Below are 20316 nucleotides of genomic sequence, written 5' to 3'. Positions count from 1 at the left end.
ATCGGCAGTGCATTACAATATCGAATTAAAATTCCGGATAAGAAGAAGTTCGGTTTCGTGTTCTTTGTCTATCAAACATATTCCGCGATGGATATGTGTTTGCTCTGGCTTCCTTATCCTTTGATGCTTTTAAACAGAGGAATTTGCGGCTTTCTCGGGAGTAACAGCGCCATCATAAGAGATGCAGCAGTACAGAGGTATATTCCGGAGAGACTCCGGTCTCGGGTCAATGCTTTCCAGGGGGTTCTGGTTACAGCCGGCTGCAGTGCATTTTCTTTGGTGATGGGCTTTCTCGGAGAGATTCTGGATTATCGGTGGTGTATTACGATTGGCGGAACGTTCACCTTACTGGCCGGTTTTGTTCTGATTTTAGTCAGGCAAAAAGAGGTTCGCAGGCTCTATGAGTCGGATATCAGTGAGGGGACTGGAAATTAGGGACGTTTTAAATTCGGCCCAAAGCTATTTCCAATAAGGCTACAAATTGTATTTTCAAGTGCTATTCTTGGAGAATTTAGGTAAAGAATCTGATATATTGTCAGGTTCTTTTTTATATGGAAAATCTAACTCTTTTTTGAGTCCGTTCAATTGGACAATAAAGCAATTATATTGAAAGAAATATAGAAGCTTTCCAAGAGAGGGGGCAAAGAAATGTTTGTTGCATGCAAAAAAGGCAGTTCAAAGATACTGCATAATCAGCAGTGCTTCTATGGAAAACGAATTCGACCGGAAGACCAACAGCTGTTTTATACTGTGGAAGAAGGAGAAAAAGCGGGATATCGCAGCTGTAAGTATTGTTCTGCTATAGGCCGGCATTATCGAAAAGAGGCGACAAAGATAAAGCAATTTTGCGAAGAGAATAAGATGCTTTTGCAACATGACAGTAAAGAAATTCATGTACAGATGCCGCTAAGTCATTGGAAGATTGTGTGGAATGGAAAGAAGGGTCGCATTTTTCTGTATCATAAGAATGTATTTCGTCGATTTATGGAGGAAAAGGAAGAAGTACCGGGCTATCATAGGCAGCCTGTTACAAAGGGGAGCATTTATGGCTACTTAAAGTACATTGTTATGCATGATCAGTGGATTTTTCATCATGGATATGAGGAGAAGCCTCGTCCTGAGGAAAAACACTACCCAAAGAGAGGCAAAAAGTATCGTAATCATGCTCGGATGATGAAAAAGAAGGAAAGAAGAAGCAGTATCAGGCGAGTCTATAATCTTCTGGAACAGTTGGAAAATTATCGTAAGATGAAAGGAGAGAAGATTAAGCAGTAGCTTGTAAGCCGGTAATAAATAACAGGCAAATCATGGTTTAATCATAGAGAAATCATAAAGAAAGAGGATGCCCTTTGTTTTTCCCAAAATGAAGGAAGCGGTCCTCTTTTGCTTTTTTCTTCTTTTTCAGCTTCATTTCAGTTTTTTCTCCTATACTCCAGCCATGAAAGGAATTGAAGCAAGTGCTTCCAACTTTCCTTTTAGGAAACGAAAGCAGACAAGGAGGGATAAGCATGAAAAAGAGGATTGCCTTAATACCGGCTTATAAACCAAATATACAGTTATTGGAATTTGTAAAAGGGATTGAAGAACATGGAATGGATTGCCTGATTGTAAATGACGGTTCGGGAGAGGAGTATTTGTCTCTCTTCCATAAGATAGAAAGGGAGACGGAGGCCAGAGTGCTGTCCTTCCCGGAAAATAGAGGAAAGGGTGCCGCTTTAAAGGCGGGGCTGGAATATTTGCAGAAGGAAAATGCGGGGCTGCAAAGGGATTTCACTATTATTACTTTAGATGCGGACGGACAGCATTTGCTGAAGGACGCTCTCAACTTACTTTCTGTAGCAGAGGAGAAAAAAGATACTCTGATTCTTGGTAGCAGAACCCAGTCCAAGGATTCTCCTCTTCGCTCCAGAATCGGAAACGGCATTACCAAGGAGGTGTTTAATCTTTGCACCGGCGTGGAAGTGAAGGATACCCAGACAGGGATGAGGGCATTTTCCGGAAAGATGATTCCGAAAATGCTGACGATTCCGGGAGAGCGTTACGAATACGAAATGAATGTGCTTTTGTTTTTGGCAAAGGAAGGAGTGCCTATGGAAGAGGTGCCTATTGAAACGGTATATATCAATGACAATGCGGAAAGCCATTTTGATACGGTGAAGGATTCTTATCGGATTTACAAGCAGATTTTGAAGTTCTCTGCCAGCTCCTTATTATCCTTCCTGGCGGATTTTCTGCTTTACAGTTTCTTCTTCCTGATTACAGGAGGGCTGTTTGTATCGAATTTCCTGGCAAGAGTGATTTCTTTACACCTGAATTTCTTCTTAAACAAGACTATGGTGTTCTCCGGAGAGGAAAGAAAGGAAGATATTGAAGAACCCAATAAGAGAATAGAAAACGATAAAGTACAGAAGGGAACTAAGTGGAATCTATCCGCACTAAAGAGCTTTAAGAAGGAAGAGTACTTCTCTTATCTTGGATTGGCGGCATTTATCTTCTTAATTAACAGCTTTCTCTTATCGGGAATTGTAGGAAGCTTGGGAATGAATCCCTACCTGGCGAAGATTTTAACGGAAGGCTTGTTGTTCTGCCTGTCCTACTTCGTGCAAAAGAAATGGATTTTTGAAAAGAATAGCAGCAAGAAAGTAGCAGCTAAGCAGGAAGAGCTTAGGAAGCCCTATGGCGCAACAAAGATAGAAGCATCTAAGGCATTTTCCGGAAAAAAGGATGAAGAGTTAGCGACGTTTGAAGAGGCCTTACAAGAGAAAAAAAGCCGGATGATACAGGCGCAAGTATAAGGAAAGGATAGAATTATGAGAAAGTTTAATGGAAAGAAAGCAGGAATTATTTGTGGTGTGGCATTGGCGTCATTTACCTCCTATGCGCTTTTGGATACCTTCGTTATCCCCCACCCCATGCAGACGGTGTCGGGACAGAACTTAGATTCCAACGGGCTGTCTATAAATGAAGAGGAGAGTTCTGAGGTGGAAAATGCCTATGGGGATAATGAGGGCTTTGGCGGAAATGGTGGATTCTATAATGGACAGGGCTTCGGCGGCCCCGGCAATGGCGGTCCGGGAGGACATGGTCAAGGTGGTCCGGGACGGGGAGGACAGGGTAGACCCGGTGGCGGAAACAAAAAATCCGGCAATAGCTCAAATTCCGCTTCTACCGGCAATTCCGGCACAAAATCCGGGACAACAAACTCCGGCAGTACCGGTTCCAACAGCACCGGATCCGAAACGAAATCCACTACGAAATCCACTACGAATTCCTCCGGTAGCTCCGGTAGTACAAGCAGCACAAGTTCCGGAACGGTAATCGGCACGTACTCTGATAGTAAGAGCAAAATTACCGTAACCCAGTACAGAGCTTACGACAGTAATATCTATGTGGCGGATGTGGAGGTCACAGACGGAACAAGCATTCTTTCCGCATTTGCAAAGAATACCTATGGAAGAAACATTACCGACACTACTTCCGATATGGCGGAGGAAAACAATGCGGTTTTAGCGATTAACGGAGATTATTACGGGGCAAGACAAAGTGGCTATGTCATTCGAAACGGTGTGGTATACAGAAACCAGGGAAGTAACGGAGAAGATATGGTGATTTCTAAGGATGGAACCCTTTCCTTCATTTCCGAATCTGACACCACTACAGACTCTCTGCTTCAGAAGCAGGCTTGGCAGGTTCTTTCCTTTGGACCGGTTTTGGTAGAGAACGGACAGGTAGCCGTTTCGGAAAATGATGAGGTAGGTATGGCGATGGCCAGCAACCCAAGAACAGCCATCGGCACTGTAGCAAAGAATCATTATCTCTTTGTGGTGTCTGATGGAAGAACTTCTGAAAGTGCGGGATTAAGCCTTTACGAGTTGGCAAACTTTATGAAGTCTTTAGGGGCGACCAATGTTTATAACCTGGATGGCGGCGGATCCTCCACCATGGTGTTCCAGGGAGAGGTGGTCAATAATCCCACCACCAACGGAAATAAGATTTCCGAGAGAGCAGTCAGCGATATCTTATATATCGGAAAGAGCTTGTAAGATAGGGAATTCTACGAAAATCAATTTAAAGAGATAAAAATCAATTTAAAGTTATAAAAGCGATCAAGATACGAAATGGAGTATAAAATACGAAAATCAGTAAAAATACGAAATGTAATCTAAAGATATGGAAATCAGTATAAAGATATGAAATTTAGTATAGAGGAGGCATCAAATGGAAAAGAATCAAGTTATTTATTATCATTCGGCGAGCTGTCAGGACAATGCTGAAGAAAGGATGGAGAATATGCAGGGCAGGCAGAATATTTCTGATAATAAAACGAGTCAGTTATCTTGGAAATCGCTTCTTCCCATTACTTTAACCACGGTTTTTGTCTTTGTCTTCGCAAAGATTTATGGGATTTTCTCCCATGGAGTCAGCTCGGTTTTTATGAGCTATGCCTTTTTACTGCCCTTAAGTCTCATTTTCCTTCCAAAGCTCTTGAATCTTTGTACAGGGAATCGTCTTTGGAATGGTTCTTTGGATACAGAGGAGGAAGAAGGAAAAAAGCTATTCCTCTCTTCCCTGGCTTCCTTCCTTTGGAAAAGCGGTGTGGCCGTTCTTACGGTAGGTTCCCTTTATAAAGGGGTATTGGACATATATGGAACCAGCGGAAGCTTTGAATGGGTTTATCTGGTAGTAGGAGTTTTGACATTAGTATCCGGAGGGATCAGTGCTTTACTGGCGAAGAAAGCATGGTGATTCTATTTATAAGCTTACGTAATAAAGCTAAGAATTTATTGCAAAATTCAATTTCTCTCCCGTAACCCTCTGGCGTATACTCTTCCTCGTTACAGTTTAAAAGAGTGGCTTAAGGAGGAAAAAATGAAAAAAAGCTTAAAGGTCATGTTACTCTTGGGAACAGTAGGAATGCTTATGGCTGCCTGCGGAAATAAGGCGGTAAGCAATGTAGAAACAAGTGCAAAGGGCACAGAGAAGAGCACAGAATCTGTTGCTGCAACGGAGAAGAGCTCTGAGAAAGAGACGGAAAAGGCAGAAGCTTCCGAAAAGAAGGTAGTCGAGGGGGCGGTGAACAATACCGTTGACTTATCCAAGTATGAAAAAGGAAAGAAGGTTCGCCTTTGGATTCCTGTTCCTCAAAGCAGTGAGTATCAGACTGTTGAGGATGTAAAGTATGATGCCGGAAATGCTAAGGCGGAAATGAACACGGACGACTGGGGCAATAAGATGCTCTATGTGGAATGGGATGAAAATGCCGAGCCTGCCGACAGAGTGGTAAAGCTGGATTTACAGGTAAAGAGAGAAGAAATCGTCAGTCCTGAGTTAAAGGAGGATGATAAGGCGGAGATTCCTGCAGATGTGAAGAAGTATCTGGAGCCTTCCAAGAACCTTCCCTTAAATGATCAGGTGAAGAATAAGGCCGCAGAAGTAACCGAAGGAAAGACCACAGATTTAGAGAAGGCAAGAGCAATCTATGACTGGGTTATTGCCAATATGAATCGTGATGAAAGTGTAAAAGGCTGCGGTGAGGGAGATGTTTGTGCTCTTTTAGATACCACCATGACCGGAAAATGTACCGACATTAACTCTATGTTTGTGGCTCTTTGTCGTGCATCCGGAATTCCTGCCAGAGAGCATTTCGGAATCCGTATCAATGCAGAGGATATCACCAAGAATCAGCACTGCTGGGCAGAGTTTTATTTAAAGGGAACCGGTTGGGTTTCCGCAGATCCCGCCGATGTGTTAAAGGCTGTTTTAAAGAATAATTGGACAAAGGACCAGACAGAAACCAAGGAAAAGCAGGAATACTACTTTGGTAATTGCGATGCAGAGCGTATGATTTTATCTGATGGAAGAGACCTTACCTTGAATCCTGCACAGGATGGAGAGGCTTTAAATGATTTCGGTTATCCTTACGCAGAGGTTGACGGAGTAAAGCTTGATAACTACACTCCGGATCAATTCGTTTATACCTACAGCTTTGCAAAGAAGGCTTAATGTAGTAAAGAAGAGCGTACAAATCTGAATGCTTCTATTAAAGAGCTTCTACTGAAAAGCTTCTATCGAAACGCGCTACTGAAAAGTACTAAAAATATGTAAAAAAAGCATTTCCATTTTCTCTCCGTACAGAGATTTTGGAAGTGCTTTTTTCTTTTTCCCAAAAGCTTTGAAAGAGATGCCATTCATTTGAAAAGTGAATATTTCTAGGTCTTTTTTCCTCTACGATAGAGTGTTATACTAATGTCAATATTCCAAAGGGGGACGACAAAATGAATACAGCGCTTTCTGCAAAGGTGAAGGATATTATCATGGTAAATGTGGGCATAGTGATTGTGGCTGCTGCCGTTTTTTTCTTTCAGGTGCCCAGTCATGTGGCGGTATCTTCGATTTCCGGTCTGGCCATTGTGTTGCATCATTTTCTGCCCTTTTCCGTGGCTACTTTAGTAATGGCTTTAAATATCATCCTGTTGATCATGTCTTATTTTTTTGTGAGTCACGCATTTGCCTATAAAACTGCCTATGGCACCATTATGCTACCGGCGGTATTGCTTTTATTTGAAAAGCTTTTTCCCAATAATCAATCCTTAACCGGGGACGCCTTCTTAGACGTGGTAGCGTATATTTTCTTCGTCAGCATCGGCCTTTCTATTTTGTTTAATCGAAATACCTGTTCAGGAGGCTTGGATGTTGTGGCTAAAATGATGCAGAAGTATCTCCATATGGAGCTGGGGCAAGCCCTGGCTCTTTCCGGACTTTGCATTTCCGCCCTATCTATTTTTGCCTTTGATGCTAAAACGGTGATTTTATCGGTGCTGGGAACCTATTTTAATGGCATTATTTTGGATCATTTTATCTTCGGACAGACCATTAAAAAGAGAGTTTGTGTGATTACCACCGAGGAAAAGGCAGCTATTCTTACGGAGTTTATTTTGAACCGCATCCATAGCGGTATGAGCATCTATGACATTATGGGGGCTTACAGCCATGAGATGAAGAAGGAAATCGTGGCGGTGGTGGATCGGCAGGAATATCAGAAGCTGATGGCCTTTTTGGAGAAGGAAGATCCCAAGGCGTTTATTACCGTTTATAATGTGGCGGAGATTCATTATACGCCGAAGAAGTGGTAGGAGAAAAAGCCAATGCTTAAAATCTGTTTCGTCTGCCATGGCAGGACATCCTAAGAAGATTTATACTATTGCTGAACTTGGCCGGATAAGGCCAAAATTTTGTGGGTGTGAAAGAAAAGAACTACTGTTTTACTACGAATCAGAAAAGAGAGAAGTGTGTTCTAGGGTTTGATTTATTTACCTTGACTTATCAGGTACAAATCCTAAGACTTTACAATATTTCATTAGGTATTCTGATATAGCGGTAACATTCAATGTTTATACGTACATCGGATTGGGTGATGCAACGGAAGAAAGAAAACTGGAAGAAGTGGAAAATGCCTGTAGGAAACAGGAATAGCGGTAGGAGAAATCAGTAAGCCAGAAGATGTTCAAAGCGATTCGGAAAATATCAAATGTAGCCTAAGTCAGAAATTGCTTTAGCGTGTTTGAGGTTATATAAAAAATGAGGTGAAATAATGTCGGATAAAATCAATTCAGTTAAAGAAAAATTGATTAATGATTATATAAGGAAAATTGATACAGCAGTTGAAAATTACAATTCGGCAATAGAAACAGATGGGGAAATATTTGAGCTTGTTTTCGAAATAGCAAATGTTTTTGAAAACGATGTTCCAAACTTATCAGGAAGTTTACTATTAAGGACAGGATCTGAATTAAGAGATGCCAGTACCACAAGAGCTATGTTGATCATGCATTTGGCTAATAGTGGTATAGAATATAAAGGAAAACGTGTCGAAGAAAATGTAAATGAAAAAAGATTTTGGAATTCATTTATTCATTGGTTTGAAACAGAGTTACCAAGTATGGAGTTGTTGAACACGAGATATTTACACTGGGATCATTGGGATGGGGGAACGTGGATTTTAGGATTGGATTATGATCATGAGTTTACCTTGTATAGAGGTACAGCTTATCCGGATTCATTGAGAAATAATACAGGTGATTTTTCGGAGATAAAGGCATTTATAGAAATGGCATATAAGTATTGGGTTATTAACTCCGGAGAGTGTCATTACAAATTCACCATAGAGGTTAATGATAGATTTAAAATATTCAAATTGCCATACCGATTACAAAGTGGAATTGTAATAAAGCAAGGGTATAAAACAACCTTCCCTATTGATAAAATTATCAATTATAGGATGTTCGAACGGAAGATACAGTTTTCGGAGGATATGATTAGTAGTAAAGATTTGATGGAAAAGAAAAGTGCGCTAGATTTTATTATAGATGCACTTCAATATCTTATATCTACTCAAGGTGATAGCAGAAATGAACAGTATAGAATGCTGTCGTTGAGTGTAAACGATAATATGGAAGGAAAAGTTTATGCTGTTGTAAAAAAGGAATTAGATGAGTTAATGAAATTTTCCAATGAATATTTTGATATCAGGCATAATGATTATCTGAATGGTGCTAAGGAAAAAAGGGAGGCATTGAATGATTCGCAGTTTATAGAGTATTTATATAATCGTGCGTATGCAATGTTGTATTTACTTAGATTAAAACATAAAGATATAAAAGAGCGTGAATAGTATTTACAAATAATTGGAGATGAAGTATAGATGTAAAAGTACAATGAGCCGCAAATTTATGTCATCAATAATGAAGAAATAACGGAAAAATGAGCAAGAGTTCTGATGTAGCAATTGGTGATTTAGGTGTGACCAAAATTGTAGAATATGAAGAATATGTGAATAAAAAACATGTTGACTTGGAATATAGTATGATAAGCAATTTGTACGGATATAGTGTGGTTATAATTGATTTGCAAAATCCAAATGAAACAAGACATTATATAGAAAATGATGAGCCGGATGATATATCGTATTTATTTGAATTGAATTTTCCTCAAAAAGAATTTTACCTATCTCACTGATATTGAGTATGATGATAAGTAGTTAAGAACACAAGTCATAAAAACATTTTTGCAGGAAAAAGTTATTCGGAAAAATATAATATAACCAAGGTGCTTCTACAAAATAAATATTGCTATTCAGATGAAAAAGTACACAGTATATATGATATAATTCATGCTAATTCAACATCGGAGTTTGGAAAGAAAATTGTGACAGAGAATAATTTTGCAAACACAATAGGAAAGTATGTAATAGGGTACAGTACTGTTTTTGAGTTACCCCCAAAATGGGATAAAGATTCTCAAATTTCACCCAGGACTTCGTATTTCAGAGTTTTGCAGGTTAATATTAAAGGATATTGACCTTGAGCGTAATACTTTGAAAATAGACCATCAGTTATAGAGAACCGTGGACATGAGGTATATTATAGAAACTTATAAAGTACAGATGCCAAATAGCGCACCTCATGTATGCGGGCATAGGTTGAAAAGAAGAATGAAAAACTGATGCCGTAGAAAATGTTTAAGGCAATATAACATAGAAGATTTGTGACGCTCTGGATTTTGTTGGACGTTATTTTTGTGGAAACAACACGAATCTACGGATACATTATATCGTAGGAAAGTGAAGCACTGGAGGTGTGTAAAATGAATAATGAATATCAATTATTATTAGATGAAGTACGACAAAATTATTCAAGTGTTGTATGGACTCACAAAATACAAGAAAAACAAGCTGATATATACCATGAAAAATATGCGAAGTTAGAAGCGGCAAATATACTGGTTGCTTCTGCGACTTCTTGTGGAATTGTAAGTACTATATTTTGTGATAACATATGGGCAAAAATAATAGCAGCAGCTCTTTCGTTTGTCACAATAACGATTACAGCATATTTTAAGAGTTTTGACATAAAAGAAATGGAAAAGCAAAACAAAAAGTATGCTAATAAGTTTTTGGTTATAAGAAACCGTTTGTTACATATTATATGTGATATTCATATGAAGAAAAGAAATGTAGATGAGATTAATTTAGAGTACATTTCAATTATGGATGATTTGAACGAATTGTATACTGATGCTCCATCCACAACTCAAGATGCAGTTGATAGAGCTTTTGAAGCATTGAAGGTTAATAAAGAATATACGATTTCGGATGAAGAAATAGACAATTTCTTACCGCCGACACTTAGAGGAAAGGTTGAGTAGTGAGTGGGATTACTAAATGATTTTGATACTTTTTGTAGCAATATAAAGCTAGATAATCTAGCTGATATGAAAAAGACTACAGAAGAGATTGCGAAAAAGCTTAATACGAGTTATTACGATTTGGATAATGAAACTGAATTACACATGTACATAGTGGGGTCGGTTGGTCGAAATACTGCGATTAGTGGAAGTAGCGACTTAGATATTTTATTTGATTTACCAGTAAACGTTTACAGGCAATATAATGCGTTTTCTTATAATGGACAATCTGCATTGGTACAAGCTGTAAAGAAAGTACTTAAAGAGAAATATACAAGTACAAATATTCGTGGTGATGGGCAGGTGGTGGTAATCGCTTTTGATAAGTATACTATTGAGCTTGTTCCTGGATTCAAACAAGTGGATAATAGATTTAAGTATCCAGATACACATGATGGTGGTTCATGGAAATACACAGATCCATTAAGTGAGCAAAGTGCATGTGCTGATTGTGAAACAAAGTCAGAAGGCAAGTACTTTGATTTCTGCCACATTATCAGAAGTTGGAAAAACAATATTGGCTTTAAGATGGGTGGATTGTTGATAGATACCTTAGTATATGATTTTTTTGATATAAATGAATGTTTTGCTGGTTCTCCTCAAAAAAATTACTTGGAAATATTACAAGCGTTGTTTGAGTATCTAAAAAATCAAGATAAAGACAGAAGCCACTGGTATGCTATGGGTAGTCACCAACGAGTGTATAATTCTGAAAAAGGCAAATATATTGGAAAGGCAAAGGAAGCATATGATAAGATTAAGGATTTAACAATCGGATCAGATAATGCCAATAAGATACTTCGACAAGTATTAGGAAATTCATTTCCTAAAGTGCAAGGAAAAACAGAGAGGTCTGCGCAGTATGTTCATATTAAAGAATGTTATGATTGTGATTCAGCGTCTGAAGAATTTATTGAAGAAAAGTTTTTTGTTGATATAAGGTATGATGTTGATATTGACTGTAATGTTACTCAGGCTGGTTGGAGACCGTTTTTATTAAGAAAATTTCTGGGAGAAGGTTCGACTTATTTGAGAAAGAATAAAAAACTAGCTTTCTTTATAGAAGGTACGGATTGTCCAAAACCTTATGATGTATATTGGAAGGTTAGAAATGTCGGTGCGGAAGCAATTAGGCGTGATATGGTAAGAGGAAATATTGTTAAAGAAAGCGGATTGCACCATATAGAAAATACTGTATTTGAGGGAGAACACTATGTGGAGTGTTTTTTAGTTAAAAACAATGTTTGTGTGGCAAGGGATAGAATTGAAGTGCCGATAGGTACATTATAATGTTAGTAGTTATATTTTTCGTTTTACTACTAACAGGTAGAATAACTTGCTAAATTACACTCTGATTTGCCACATTCCGTCATTTCAGAGTATCTCAAAATAACACCGAAACCCCTTGTAAAACATGGTAATCCACGGCATTTTAGGAGGAAAAACACTATGCAAAAAATCTGTTTCGTCTGCCACGGTAACATCTGCCGCAGTCCTATGGCGGAATTTCTGTTTAAAAAAATCCTGGAGGAAAATGGAAGGGTAGAAGACTTTGAGGTATCTTCCAAAGCTACCTCCACAGAAGAAATCTATCGTGGGCAGGGGAATCCGGTCTATCCTCCGGTACGGGAAATTTTGGAAGGGCTGGGAATTGATTGCAGTAAAAAAAGAGCCTGCCAATTGCAAAAAGAAGACTATGAAAGTTACGATTATTTCATCGGGATGGATGAAAGAAATCGGGAGAATATGAGGCGGATTTTAGGCGCAGACCCCAAAAGCAAGGTTTCCCTCCTTGGAGATTATACCGACCATCCTCATCCCATTGCCGACCCTTGGTATAGCGGGGAATTTCAAGCCTGTTATGAAGATATCCTAGAGGGATGTAGGGGACTATGGGAACAGATTAAAGAGAAGTAAAAGAAGCCGGTGCTGTAGAAATACAGTACCGACTTTTTTTATATTTTGTTTAAACCTGTGCGGAATGTGTTTGTTTGTGTGTTTTGCCTAAAATACATGGCAATATTTTGTGTTTTTGCTTATTGATAACTTACATAAGTAGGGTATAATGCAGATAGTTATTTGTTCAGAATATACAAGAAAGATGGGAGGAAAGCTATGAAAAAAAGAATTTTATCCGCAGTATTGGCCCTTTCTTTAGGGGCATCTTTACTGGCTTGCGGAGCAAAGAGCGAAGGAAATGCAGGTGGAGATGCTTCTGCTAAGGCAGAGGAAGGAAAGTCCGATGGGGCTTCCGGGGACAAGGCAAAGGGTAATGGAGAAACCTTGACTGTCCTTTATATGTCCGGCGTTTATGCGGATGCTGCAAAGTCCATGGTGGATGAGTTTGAAGAGAAAACCGGCGCCAAGGTAGAGGTCATTGATATGCCATACACCGAGCTTCACCAGAAAATGCTTTTGGACTTCACCAGTGGAGCAGGAACCTATGATGTGATTGATGTAGCCAGCCAGTGGGATGGAGAATTTGCTCCTTACCTTACGGACTTACAGCCTTATATGGAGAAGGACGATGTAAAGGCGGAGGACTTCATTGACAATGTTATTGCAAACTCCGGAAAGTGGCAGGATAAGTACATCGGAATCCCCAATGCTTCCACACCACAGCTTTTTGCTTACCGTACCGACATTTTCCCGAACGGACTTCCGGATACTTGGGAAGAGTACAGAGAAGAGTTAAAGAAGGTAACCAAAAAGGATGAAGGCTTCTATGGTGCTTCCATTTCCGGTATCACCGGACAGCTGGGCGGCGTGTTTGACTATGTACTTTGGTCTAACGGTGGTGCATGGGCGGATGAGGATTGGAAGGTTACCATTGATTCTCCCGAAACCAGAAAGTCCTTAGAGCATTTGAATGCTTTACAGGAGTCCCTGGATCCTAACTGGCTAAACTGGGGAACCGATCAGTCTATTCAGGCTTTCTTAAACGGAGATGCAGCGGTTTGTGAGACCTGGCCTACATTGGGCTTGGTACAGGATGCTGACAACCCTGAAAAGTCTAAAGTAGTTGGAAAATGGGCATTGTCCGTAATTCCAAAGGAGAAGACCGGAATCACTCTGCTTTCCGCATGGGACTGCGCAATTCCGGAAGGCTCCAAGAACAAGGATCTGGCTTGGGAGTGGATCAAGATGTATACCAGCCTGGATAAGCAGAAGGAATTCTATGACAACCATGGCATTCTCTCTCCGAGAAAGGCTTTCTGGGAAGAGGATGGCATTAAGGGTACATACATGGATACCGTTCGTGAGGCACTGGACACCGCAAATATGTGGTGGAGAGTAGCAGCTTCCACACAGGTAGACACCAGCTTTAACACCTTGATTTCCGCATATCTTTCCGGACAAAGTGACTTGGATACTACCGTGAAGGAAATGCAGGCAGCAGTGGAAGAAGCCTTGCAGCAGGCTCCTCCTGAAGAGGGAACCAAGAACTATAATCATTAATCTATTTTGTAGAGAAGTATCTTTTGCTTGTCTCAAAAAAACAGTTTTAAAAAGAATATGCTAGAAAGTTAGAGGAATACAGTATGAATGGCACAGAAATAAGAAAAGGAAATAGGGGTAAAGGAGAAAGGCTGTGGTCTTGGCTTTTCCTGCTTCCTACCATTTTATTCTTAGGCTTTACGGCCTTGTTACCCCTACTGTATTCCCTCTATCTCAGTTTATTTCAATACAAAATTAATCTTCCCAATGCCGTTCCCAAGTTCATCGGCATTGGGAATTATCTTCGGATGCTTCAAGACAAAAACTTGGGGGTAAGTGTGGGGAACACCGTCCTTTTTGCAGTGGTTTCCGTATCTTTAGAGTTGGTTTTAGGGCTTTTGGCGGCTATGATGCTTTGCGGCACCAAAAGAATTTACCGCATTTTTACTTCTTTGCTTTTGATTCCTATGATAATGGCTCCGGTGGCCATTGGTACGCTGTTTCGTATGATGTTGGACGGCAGTACGGGAATCATCAATTACCTCTTGCATTTTGTGGGTGTACCCCAAATGAACTGGCTGAGCAATCCCAAAACGGCTATGCCGGCAGTGATTTTTGTCAATGTCTGGCAATTAATTCCCTGGGTATGCATCATTACCATGGCAGGGCTTAAGTCCCTTCCGCAGGATGCGCTGGAAGCGGCCCGGGTGGATGGGGCGAAGAATCGCCACATCTTTTTCCAAATCGTGCTTCCTATGATTAGTCCTTTACTGATTATTGTTCTAATGCTTCGCTTCGTAGATGCCTTTAAGGTGTTTGACACCATCTATACTATGACCAATGGCGGTCCGGGAAATGCCACGGAAATGCTGCCGAACTACATTTACAAGCAAGGCTTAAAGTTCTTTGATGCCGGCTATACGGCGGCTCTGGCTATGGCCTTCGTTTTCTCTATGACCATTATCAGTTTCCTTTTCCTTCGTTGGAGAAGACATGTGGAAGAGAAAGTTTTGTAATCTGAGAAGTAGAAAGGAAGAAGATTATGGCTAGAAAGCAAAGAATGGATGCAAATGATTCTATGGTGCATGAAATATTGGGAAATGTGTGGGGAAGGCCTTTTCGTATAGTGTTTACCGCTGTGCTGATGTTGCTGGTTTTGTTTCCCTTATACTGGCTTTTTTCCAGTGCTTTTAAGATTCGGGCAGAGTATTTGGCGAATCCTCCTCTTTTGATTCCCCATGTTTTCACCATGGAAAATATCAAAACGGTGTTGTCCATGAACGGTCTTGGACGGCAGTTTATGAATTCCATGATTGTAAGTCTTAGTTCCACCGCCATTTCCCTGCTTTTTGGCTCCATGGCGGCATACAGTTTGGTGCGAGGAAAATTTTCCAACCTTACCAGACAGATTTTCGGTCTATGGTTTATGATTCAGAAAATGTATCCGGCTATTGCTACAGCAATTCCCATCTACCTTGTGATGCGAAAGCTACAGCTTATTGATACCCTGCCGGCTTTGATTATTATGAATACCAGCTTTAACCTGCCATTGGTTATCTGGCTGATGATGGGCTTCTTCGCCCAGGTTCCGATTGAAATGGAGGAATCTGCCAGAATTGACGGATGCCATTTCCTAAGTCGTTTCTTCTATGTGGTTTTTCCGGTAACAAAGTCCGGCATTGTGGCGGCAGGAATCCTGGCCTTTGTGGGAGCGTGGAATGAATTCCTCTTTGCGGTTATTTTAAGTATCAATAAGTCTAAGACATTGCCCGTAGTTATCGCCGGCTTCATCACCGATAAGGGACTGGATTGGGGACCTATGGCGGCGACTTCTTTGATTAGTTTGTTACCGGTTTTGGTACTGGTATACCTTTGCCAGAAGCAGTTCGTGGAAGGATTGGCAATGGGAGCGGTGAAGGGGTAGAAGAAGGCGCATAATAATACGACTGGGCAATAAGGTGGATATTCTTTATGAGAACTAATAGTCGAAAAGTTATGATCAAATATTTGTGTGCATTAATGATCTTGACTATTTTATTTCTTTATCTTATTTGCCACCGATTTTCTGTACAAATGCCTTACTCACAAAAAGTCATTGTCCTCCTCTCCGGTTCTGAGGAGGATATGAGCTGGAACAAGGCAAATATTGATGGCATTAAATCCTATAATGCAAAAAATGATCAGCGAATAGAATATATCGAGAACATAGCAGAGAAAGATTTTGAGCGTAAGGTTTTACAATATGCTGATCAGGGATATGGGCTTATTATCGGGGCTGGTGCACAATTTAATGACGTTATAGAAGCTACAGCGCCTCAATATAAAAACACCTTGTTTTGTATTATCAATGGTTCGACTTTCAATCAAAAGAATATAATCTCGGTTCAAATTAAAGAGGAGGAAGCAGCCTATATTGCTTCCTGTATAGCCGGGAAACTAACGAAAACAGGAGTGTTTGCAGATATTGCAGGATTTCCGAATGAGCCAATGAAGAAAATGTTGGACATTTATGAGAAAAATGCAGTTCGCATTGCCCGGGAAAGAGGGCTTAATCAGGCTCACTGTCTAAGGGCATATACCAACAGTTGGGATGACCTTGACTTAGGATATAAAATTACAGAACAAGTGTTAGAAGAAAATGCAGACATTGTTCTGGTATATGCTAATAAGGTTTGGCAAGGAAGCCTTAAGGCACTTCAAGCAGAACCGAACAAAGCGAGTATGATTGGAATTGCTACGAATCAGTGTTCTATAGATGAGAACATTGTTTTGGCATCTGTTATATTTGATTTTGACAAAGTTTACGCATGGATTATGGGTGAATATAAAAAGGGACATCTTGGCAAGCAAAGGGTATATCCACTGGGAATGAGCCAAGATCTTTTTCATGTACAATATAGTAAGAAAATACAAGGCCAAGTAATAGAGGAAATCAATGATGTACAAAAAGACTTGAAGGCAGGACGGATTAATTTGGGCAAGGAGTAACAAATGAGTCTTTGGAAAAAAATGTCATTCACAATTATTGCGGTTATTGTACTTATTACCGGGCTTTGTGGAGTGATTTCTTACAGAACGGTACAAAGTGTAATTATTCAAAATAAAAAAGAAGAAATGGGAAATATGCTGAACCTTATTGATATGAATATCACGCAGCATATAGGAACTTTAGATAGGTTGATTGACGTTATTAGTGACTTAGTGTTTGCCCCGAATAAAATTATGAATGAGGTAGGAGCCAAGAGATTTGAAGAAACGGAGCTTTCTATTTTAGAACAGGAAATTAACGTTTTTCCTTCGGTTAAAAATTTATATGTTTTGAATCAACAAGATGAAATTTTTTACCAATATAAAAGTAGTCAAATTTCTTTAGAGGAACTTTTCTTTCAATCGGATGCGGATAAAGGAAAGAAAAATAAAAATATATGGATAAGCTTAGAGGACGGATCCATCTTTTTACTTAGAACTATATGGATGGAAGGGGTAAAGAAGGGATCAATTGTTCTGGAGTTCAACCCTGAAATATTTATGCAATTACTGATTAATAATTTAAGTACTTTCCATCATCAAATTACTCTTATTACGGATAAGAATGGTAAGGTAATTTGCTCGAATACCGGTGTGCCGGTAGAGTATCTGAACATAGTAAAAGATCGATATGATACCGGAGAACATACCTTTCAATTTAACTGGAGCAACGTTAACTATTTTGCCTGCGGCCAATATAATGGTATTACCGGATGGAGATTATTTTCTATTGTTGCAGCGAAAGATATTTTTCCGCAATTACAACTGTTAAAAAATAGAGTAATCACAATTACTGTCATATCCGTGCTTATGGGATTTCTAATCAGTTTTCTTCTTGCATGGACTATAACTAAACCACTGAAAGAGCTTTCCAAGGCTATGGAGAAAGCACAAAGTGGTAATTTTGACATTCAGGTTTATACGAAGCAAAAGGATGAGATTGGAAGTTTAATTCAATCCTACAATTTTATGCTGGGTGAAATTAAAAGGCTTATTCATGTGGTTACGGAAGAAAAGATGGCGCAAAAGACAGCAGAATTAAATGCTTTGCAAGCGCAAATCAATCCTCATTTTTTATATAATACTTTGGATACTATCAATTGGATGCTTTTGGCAAGGGGAGAAGATGATATTAGCGATTTGATTGTACGCCTGGGAGAATTGTTAAAGTACTCTATATCAGGTGCAAATACATTAGTACCTTTGCAAGAAGAAGTAAGATATATTAGAAATTATTTAGAGATTCAGAAGTGTAGGATGGAGGAACGTTTGGAATATGCTATTTCCATAGAGGAAGCATGCAATGCTTATCCTTGTCCTAAACTTCTTTTGCAGCCTCTTGTGGAAAATGCAATAAAACATGGTTTAGAACCTTTGGTGCGGGGAGGTAAAGTTTGCATTATTGCCGTAATAGATCAAGGAGAGTTGAAAATTAATGTTATTGACGATGGGCAAGGAATGGAAGCAGAAAAGATACAAGATATACTTTTGGATAAGCGTGTTGGCCTTAATAATGTGGAGAAACGAATCAAATTAATATACGGACAGAGTTATGGTTTGAGAATTCATTCTCAAAAGAATAATGGGACCACAGTGGAAATTCATCTTCCGCTAATAGTAGAGGGAGTTTTTCATGAGGATTATGATTGTAGATGATGAACCTAAAATTAGGCAAGGACTTAGGGCTTTGCTTTCCGGTCAAGAAGGAATGGAAGTAGTGGGGGCTTATGAAAGTGCTATTTCTGCGTTGCTCTCCATTTCGGAGAAAAACCCTGATGTTCTCATAACAGATATAAGAATGCCTGCGTGTAATGGCTTGGATTTTATAGAAAAAATAAGAGAGAAAGATGAACGCATAAAGATCATTATCCTTAGCGGCTATAGTGAGTTTTCTTATGCACAGCGGGCTATTAAATATGGGGTATATAGATATCTGACAAAACCGACTAATCCAAGAGAACTTCTTATGGCTTTAAGAGATCTTGGTTTTAATGCACGAAAGAATGATTGCGAAGCAGTTGAAAAAAATATATTCTCAGAAAATTTTGAGGTGGGAAATTATTTAGTTAGAGAAGCAATGAATTATATTGAAGTGCATTATGCAGAAAAAATAGGACTCAAGAGTATAGCAGATGTTTTACATATTTCTCCAAACTATTTATCGGACTTGTTTCGATTACATTTGAAAGATAATTTTTCGGATTATCTTTTAGCTTTTCGATTGAAAAAAGCATGTTTGTTTTTGGAGCTGCCACAATATAAAGTATCAGATGTTTCTCAAATGGTTGGGTTTAAAGATGCGACTTATTTTAGTACAGTATTTAAAAAAGCATATAATGCCACTCCTTTAGAATACAAAAATACTGCAAAAAAAACTATATAAATAATATTCTTTTGCAAAACTGTATACATAATATACGCAAAATAAACAAAAACAATAAAATATATGTAGAAAACAAATAAAATCAGTAACTTATCATGTATTCAATAAAAAACAAAGAAGATATACTGTTCATAAATACAAGTACAGAAAAACAGGAGGTCTAATTATGAAAAGGAATCGTTTGTTTTTTTCTGCAAGCTTAGCGTTATTGGCGTCTATGATGGTTGCTTGCGGCGGTGGTGGAGCAAAATCTGAATCGAAATCAGAGAACAGTGAACAACAGAATGCCGAGAAGACAGATTCAGAATACTCCGGTATGAAGATTGTTTTAATTCTTCCCGGTAGTGTTGATGACCAGAGCTGGAATGCCAGCAATAATGCCGGAGCAAAGCAGTGCGATAAGGAACTGGGAACCAAGATTGAGGTGGTTGAGTCTGTACCCGTAGAGGAATTTGAACAGACCTTCACAGAGTACGGTGAGAAGGGATATGACCTGGTAATGGCTGCCGGAAGTCAGTTTGATGAAGCTTGTGCGGCAGTAGCGCCTCAATATGAAAAGACAGTTTACACTATTATCAATGGAACCAAGAGTGATTCGGATAATATGGTTCCGGTATTCCCGAAAGAATATGAAGGTTCCTATATTGCAGGAGTTATAGCCGGATATACTACGGAGAACGGCAATTTTGCCACAATGGGCGGAGAGTCTAATCTGGCCATGGTACACCTTTTGGATACCTATGAAGGGATAGCTGTAGCAACCGCAAAAGAAAGGGGAATAGCTAATGCAAAGGCGAATCGTTCTTTCTTAAATACCTGGACCGATGTATCTATCGGAAAGGCAATGGCATCACAAATGATTGATAATGGTGCTGATACAACGTTCTGTTACTCCAACGAGGCAACTTCAGGTGCCATTCAGGCAACAGCTGAAAAAAAGGCAAAATTTGTAGGATTTGCAGCGAATAAGAATGAGGAAAGTGATTGTGTAGTGGCATCCGTAAGTATGAACTGGGCCAATGTATATCCTTGGATTATTAAGGGCATCAAAAGCGGTGAATTAAAAGGTGCTCAAGAAGTAGGTGTAAAAGAGGGTGTATTTGAAACCATATTTACAGACCAGTGTTCAGAGGAATGTAAGCAGGCAGTTGAGAAGGCTACGGAAGAAATTACAAATGGAAAAATAGACTTTAAGCAGTATTTTTCTGAATAGATTTATAAAAAGG

19 protein-coding genes are annotated in these 20316 nt (G+C 39.3%); all 19 read left to right on the top strand.

All coding sequences use genetic code 11. From position 1 onward, the window contains the following. On the top strand, window positions 1-435 hold a 435-nt coding region (locus RYL27_RS02275; protein WP_314964960.1), incomplete at its 5' end, for an MFS transporter. 213 nt (window positions 436-648) lie between these two features. Next, window positions 649-1275, top strand: a complete 627-nt coding sequence (locus tag RYL27_RS02270) for a hypothetical protein (RefSeq protein WP_314964959.1) — start codon at window positions 649-651, stop codon at window positions 1273-1275. 233 nt (window positions 1276-1508) lie between these two features. Then, window positions 1509-2795, top strand: coding sequence for a bifunctional glycosyltransferase family 2/GtrA family protein (locus RYL27_RS02265; protein ID WP_314964958.1), 1287 nt, complete (start codon window positions 1509-1511; stop codon window positions 2793-2795). A gap of 15 nt (window positions 2796-2810) precedes the next feature. After that, window positions 2811-4043 carry a phosphodiester glycosidase family protein gene (locus tag RYL27_RS02260; protein WP_314964956.1) on the top strand — a complete coding sequence of 411 codons (1233 nt, stop codon included), beginning with the start codon at window positions 2811-2813 and terminating at the stop codon, window positions 4041-4043. A 175-nt stretch (window positions 4044-4218) separates the two neighbouring features. Next, the gene (locus tag RYL27_RS02255) at window positions 4219-4746 is read left to right on the top strand and encodes a hypothetical protein (protein ID WP_314964955.1); all 528 of its coding nucleotides are present in this window, start codon (window positions 4219-4221) and stop codon (window positions 4744-4746) included. 123 nt (window positions 4747-4869) lie between these two features. Continuing rightward, on the top strand, window positions 4870-6003 hold the full coding sequence (locus RYL27_RS02250; protein ID WP_314964953.1) for a transglutaminase-like domain-containing protein: 1134 nt from the start codon (window positions 4870-4872) through the stop codon (window positions 6001-6003). 272 nt (window positions 6004-6275) lie between these two features. After that, window positions 6276-7133 (top strand): YitT family protein, encoded by an 858-nt coding sequence (locus tag RYL27_RS02245; RefSeq protein WP_314964951.1) that lies wholly within the window; start codon window positions 6276-6278, stop codon window positions 7131-7133. Between the two features lie 458 nt (window positions 7134-7591). After that, on the top strand, window positions 7592-8671 hold the full coding sequence (locus RYL27_RS02240; RefSeq protein ID WP_314964949.1) for a hypothetical protein: 1080 nt from the start codon (window positions 7592-7594) through the stop codon (window positions 8669-8671). Window positions 8672-8760: 89 nt separating this feature from the next. Further along, window positions 8761-9015, top strand: a complete 255-nt coding sequence (locus tag RYL27_RS02235) for a hypothetical protein (protein WP_314964948.1) — start codon at window positions 8761-8763, stop codon at window positions 9013-9015. A gap of 627 nt (window positions 9016-9642) precedes the next feature. Then, window positions 9643-10203 (top strand): SLATT domain-containing protein, encoded by a 561-nt coding sequence (locus tag RYL27_RS02230; protein ID WP_314964946.1) that lies wholly within the window; start codon window positions 9643-9645, stop codon window positions 10201-10203. A gap of 3 nt (window positions 10204-10206) precedes the next feature. Next, window positions 10207-11532, top strand: a complete 1326-nt coding sequence (locus RYL27_RS02225) for a nucleotide-binding domain-containing protein (protein WP_314964945.1) — start codon at window positions 10207-10209, stop codon at window positions 11530-11532. A 159-nt stretch (window positions 11533-11691) separates the two neighbouring features. Beyond that, complete coding sequence (locus RYL27_RS02220; RefSeq protein WP_314964943.1) at window positions 11692-12159, top strand: low molecular weight protein-tyrosine-phosphatase; 468 nt, start codon at window positions 11692-11694, stop codon at window positions 12157-12159. Window positions 12160-12357: 198 nt separating this feature from the next. After that, a complete protein-coding gene (locus RYL27_RS02215; RefSeq protein WP_314964941.1) occupies window positions 12358-13701 on the top strand; it encodes an ABC transporter substrate-binding protein in 1344 nt (447 codons plus the stop codon). A gap of 83 nt (window positions 13702-13784) precedes the next feature. Further along, window positions 13785-14696, top strand: a complete 912-nt coding sequence (locus tag RYL27_RS02210) for a carbohydrate ABC transporter permease (RefSeq protein ID WP_314964940.1) — start codon at window positions 13785-13787, stop codon at window positions 14694-14696. 26 nt (window positions 14697-14722) lie between these two features. After that, a complete protein-coding gene (locus tag RYL27_RS02205) occupies window positions 14723-15604 on the top strand; it encodes a carbohydrate ABC transporter permease (RefSeq protein ID WP_304073429.1) in 882 nt (293 codons plus the stop codon). 47 nt (window positions 15605-15651) lie between these two features. Beyond that, entirely contained in the window at window positions 15652-16668 is a 1017-nt protein-coding gene (locus tag RYL27_RS02200; protein WP_314964938.1) for a BMP family protein, read from the top strand. A 3-nt stretch (window positions 16669-16671) separates the two neighbouring features. After that, complete coding sequence (locus tag RYL27_RS02195) at window positions 16672-18363, top strand: sensor histidine kinase (protein ID WP_314964936.1); 1692 nt, start codon at window positions 16672-16674, stop codon at window positions 18361-18363. Then, entirely contained in the window at window positions 18341-19090 is a 750-nt protein-coding gene (locus RYL27_RS02190) for a response regulator transcription factor (RefSeq protein ID WP_314964934.1), read from the top strand. The genes RYL27_RS02195 and RYL27_RS02190 overlap by 23 nt, the downstream gene beginning before the upstream one ends. 166 nt (window positions 19091-19256) lie before the next feature. Beyond that, window positions 19257-20303 carry a BMP family protein gene (locus tag RYL27_RS02185; protein ID WP_314964932.1) on the top strand — a complete coding sequence of 349 codons (1047 nt, stop codon included), beginning with the start codon at window positions 19257-19259 and terminating at the stop codon, window positions 20301-20303. Window positions 20304-20316: the final 13 nt, after the last annotated feature.

The sequence above is a fragment of the Oribacterium sinus genome, from assembly GCF_963537195.1.
Lineage (GTDB): Bacteria > Bacillota > Clostridia > Lachnospirales > Lachnospiraceae > Oribacterium > Oribacterium sinus_A.
The sequence above is the reverse complement of the archived record's forward strand: the minus strand, read 5'-3'. Positions and strand labels throughout refer to the sequence as shown.

Excerpts from the sequence above, each read along its gene's own strand:
- RYL27_RS02185 (WP_314964932.1), top strand. The coding sequence starts at position 19,257 with ATGAAAAGGAATCGTTTGTTTTTTTCTGCAAGCTTAGCGTTATTGGCG.
- RYL27_RS02265 (WP_314964958.1), top strand. The coding sequence starts at position 1,509 with ATGAAAAAGAGGATTGCCTTAATACCGGCTTATAAACCAAATATACAG.
- RYL27_RS02255 (WP_314964955.1), top strand. The coding sequence starts at position 4,219 with ATGGAAAAGAATCAAGTTATTTATTATCATTCGGCGAGCTGTCAGGAC.
- RYL27_RS02235 (WP_314964948.1), top strand. The coding sequence starts at position 8,761 with ATGAGCAAGAGTTCTGATGTAGCAATTGGTGATTTAGGTGTGACCAAA.
- RYL27_RS02205 (WP_304073429.1), top strand. The coding sequence starts at position 14,723 with ATGGCTAGAAAGCAAAGAATGGATGCAAATGATTCTATGGTGCATGAA.
- RYL27_RS02260 (WP_314964956.1), top strand. The coding sequence starts at position 2,811 with ATGAGAAAGTTTAATGGAAAGAAAGCAGGAATTATTTGTGGTGTGGCA.
- RYL27_RS02245 (WP_314964951.1), top strand. The coding sequence starts at position 6,276 with ATGAATACAGCGCTTTCTGCAAAGGTGAAGGATATTATCATGGTAAAT.
- RYL27_RS02230 (WP_314964946.1), top strand. The coding sequence starts at position 9,643 with ATGAATAATGAATATCAATTATTATTAGATGAAGTACGACAAAATTAT.
- RYL27_RS02240 (WP_314964949.1), top strand. The coding sequence starts at position 7,592 with ATGTCGGATAAAATCAATTCAGTTAAAGAAAAATTGATTAATGATTAT.
- RYL27_RS02195 (WP_314964936.1), top strand. The coding sequence starts at position 16,672 with ATGAGTCTTTGGAAAAAAATGTCATTCACAATTATTGCGGTTATTGTA.
- RYL27_RS02215 (WP_314964941.1), top strand. The coding sequence starts at position 12,358 with ATGAAAAAAAGAATTTTATCCGCAGTATTGGCCCTTTCTTTAGGGGCA.
- RYL27_RS02220 (WP_314964943.1), top strand. The coding sequence starts at position 11,692 with ATGCAAAAAATCTGTTTCGTCTGCCACGGTAACATCTGCCGCAGTCCT.
- RYL27_RS02270 (WP_314964959.1), top strand. The coding sequence starts at position 649 with ATGTTTGTTGCATGCAAAAAAGGCAGTTCAAAGATACTGCATAATCAG.
- RYL27_RS02210 (WP_314964940.1), top strand. The coding sequence starts at position 13,785 with ATGAATGGCACAGAAATAAGAAAAGGAAATAGGGGTAAAGGAGAAAGG.
- RYL27_RS02200 (WP_314964938.1), top strand. The coding sequence starts at position 15,652 with ATGAGAACTAATAGTCGAAAAGTTATGATCAAATATTTGTGTGCATTA.
- RYL27_RS02190 (WP_314964934.1), top strand. The coding sequence starts at position 18,341 with ATGAGGATTATGATTGTAGATGATGAACCTAAAATTAGGCAAGGACTT.
- RYL27_RS02250 (WP_314964953.1), top strand. The coding sequence starts at position 4,870 with ATGAAAAAAAGCTTAAAGGTCATGTTACTCTTGGGAACAGTAGGAATG.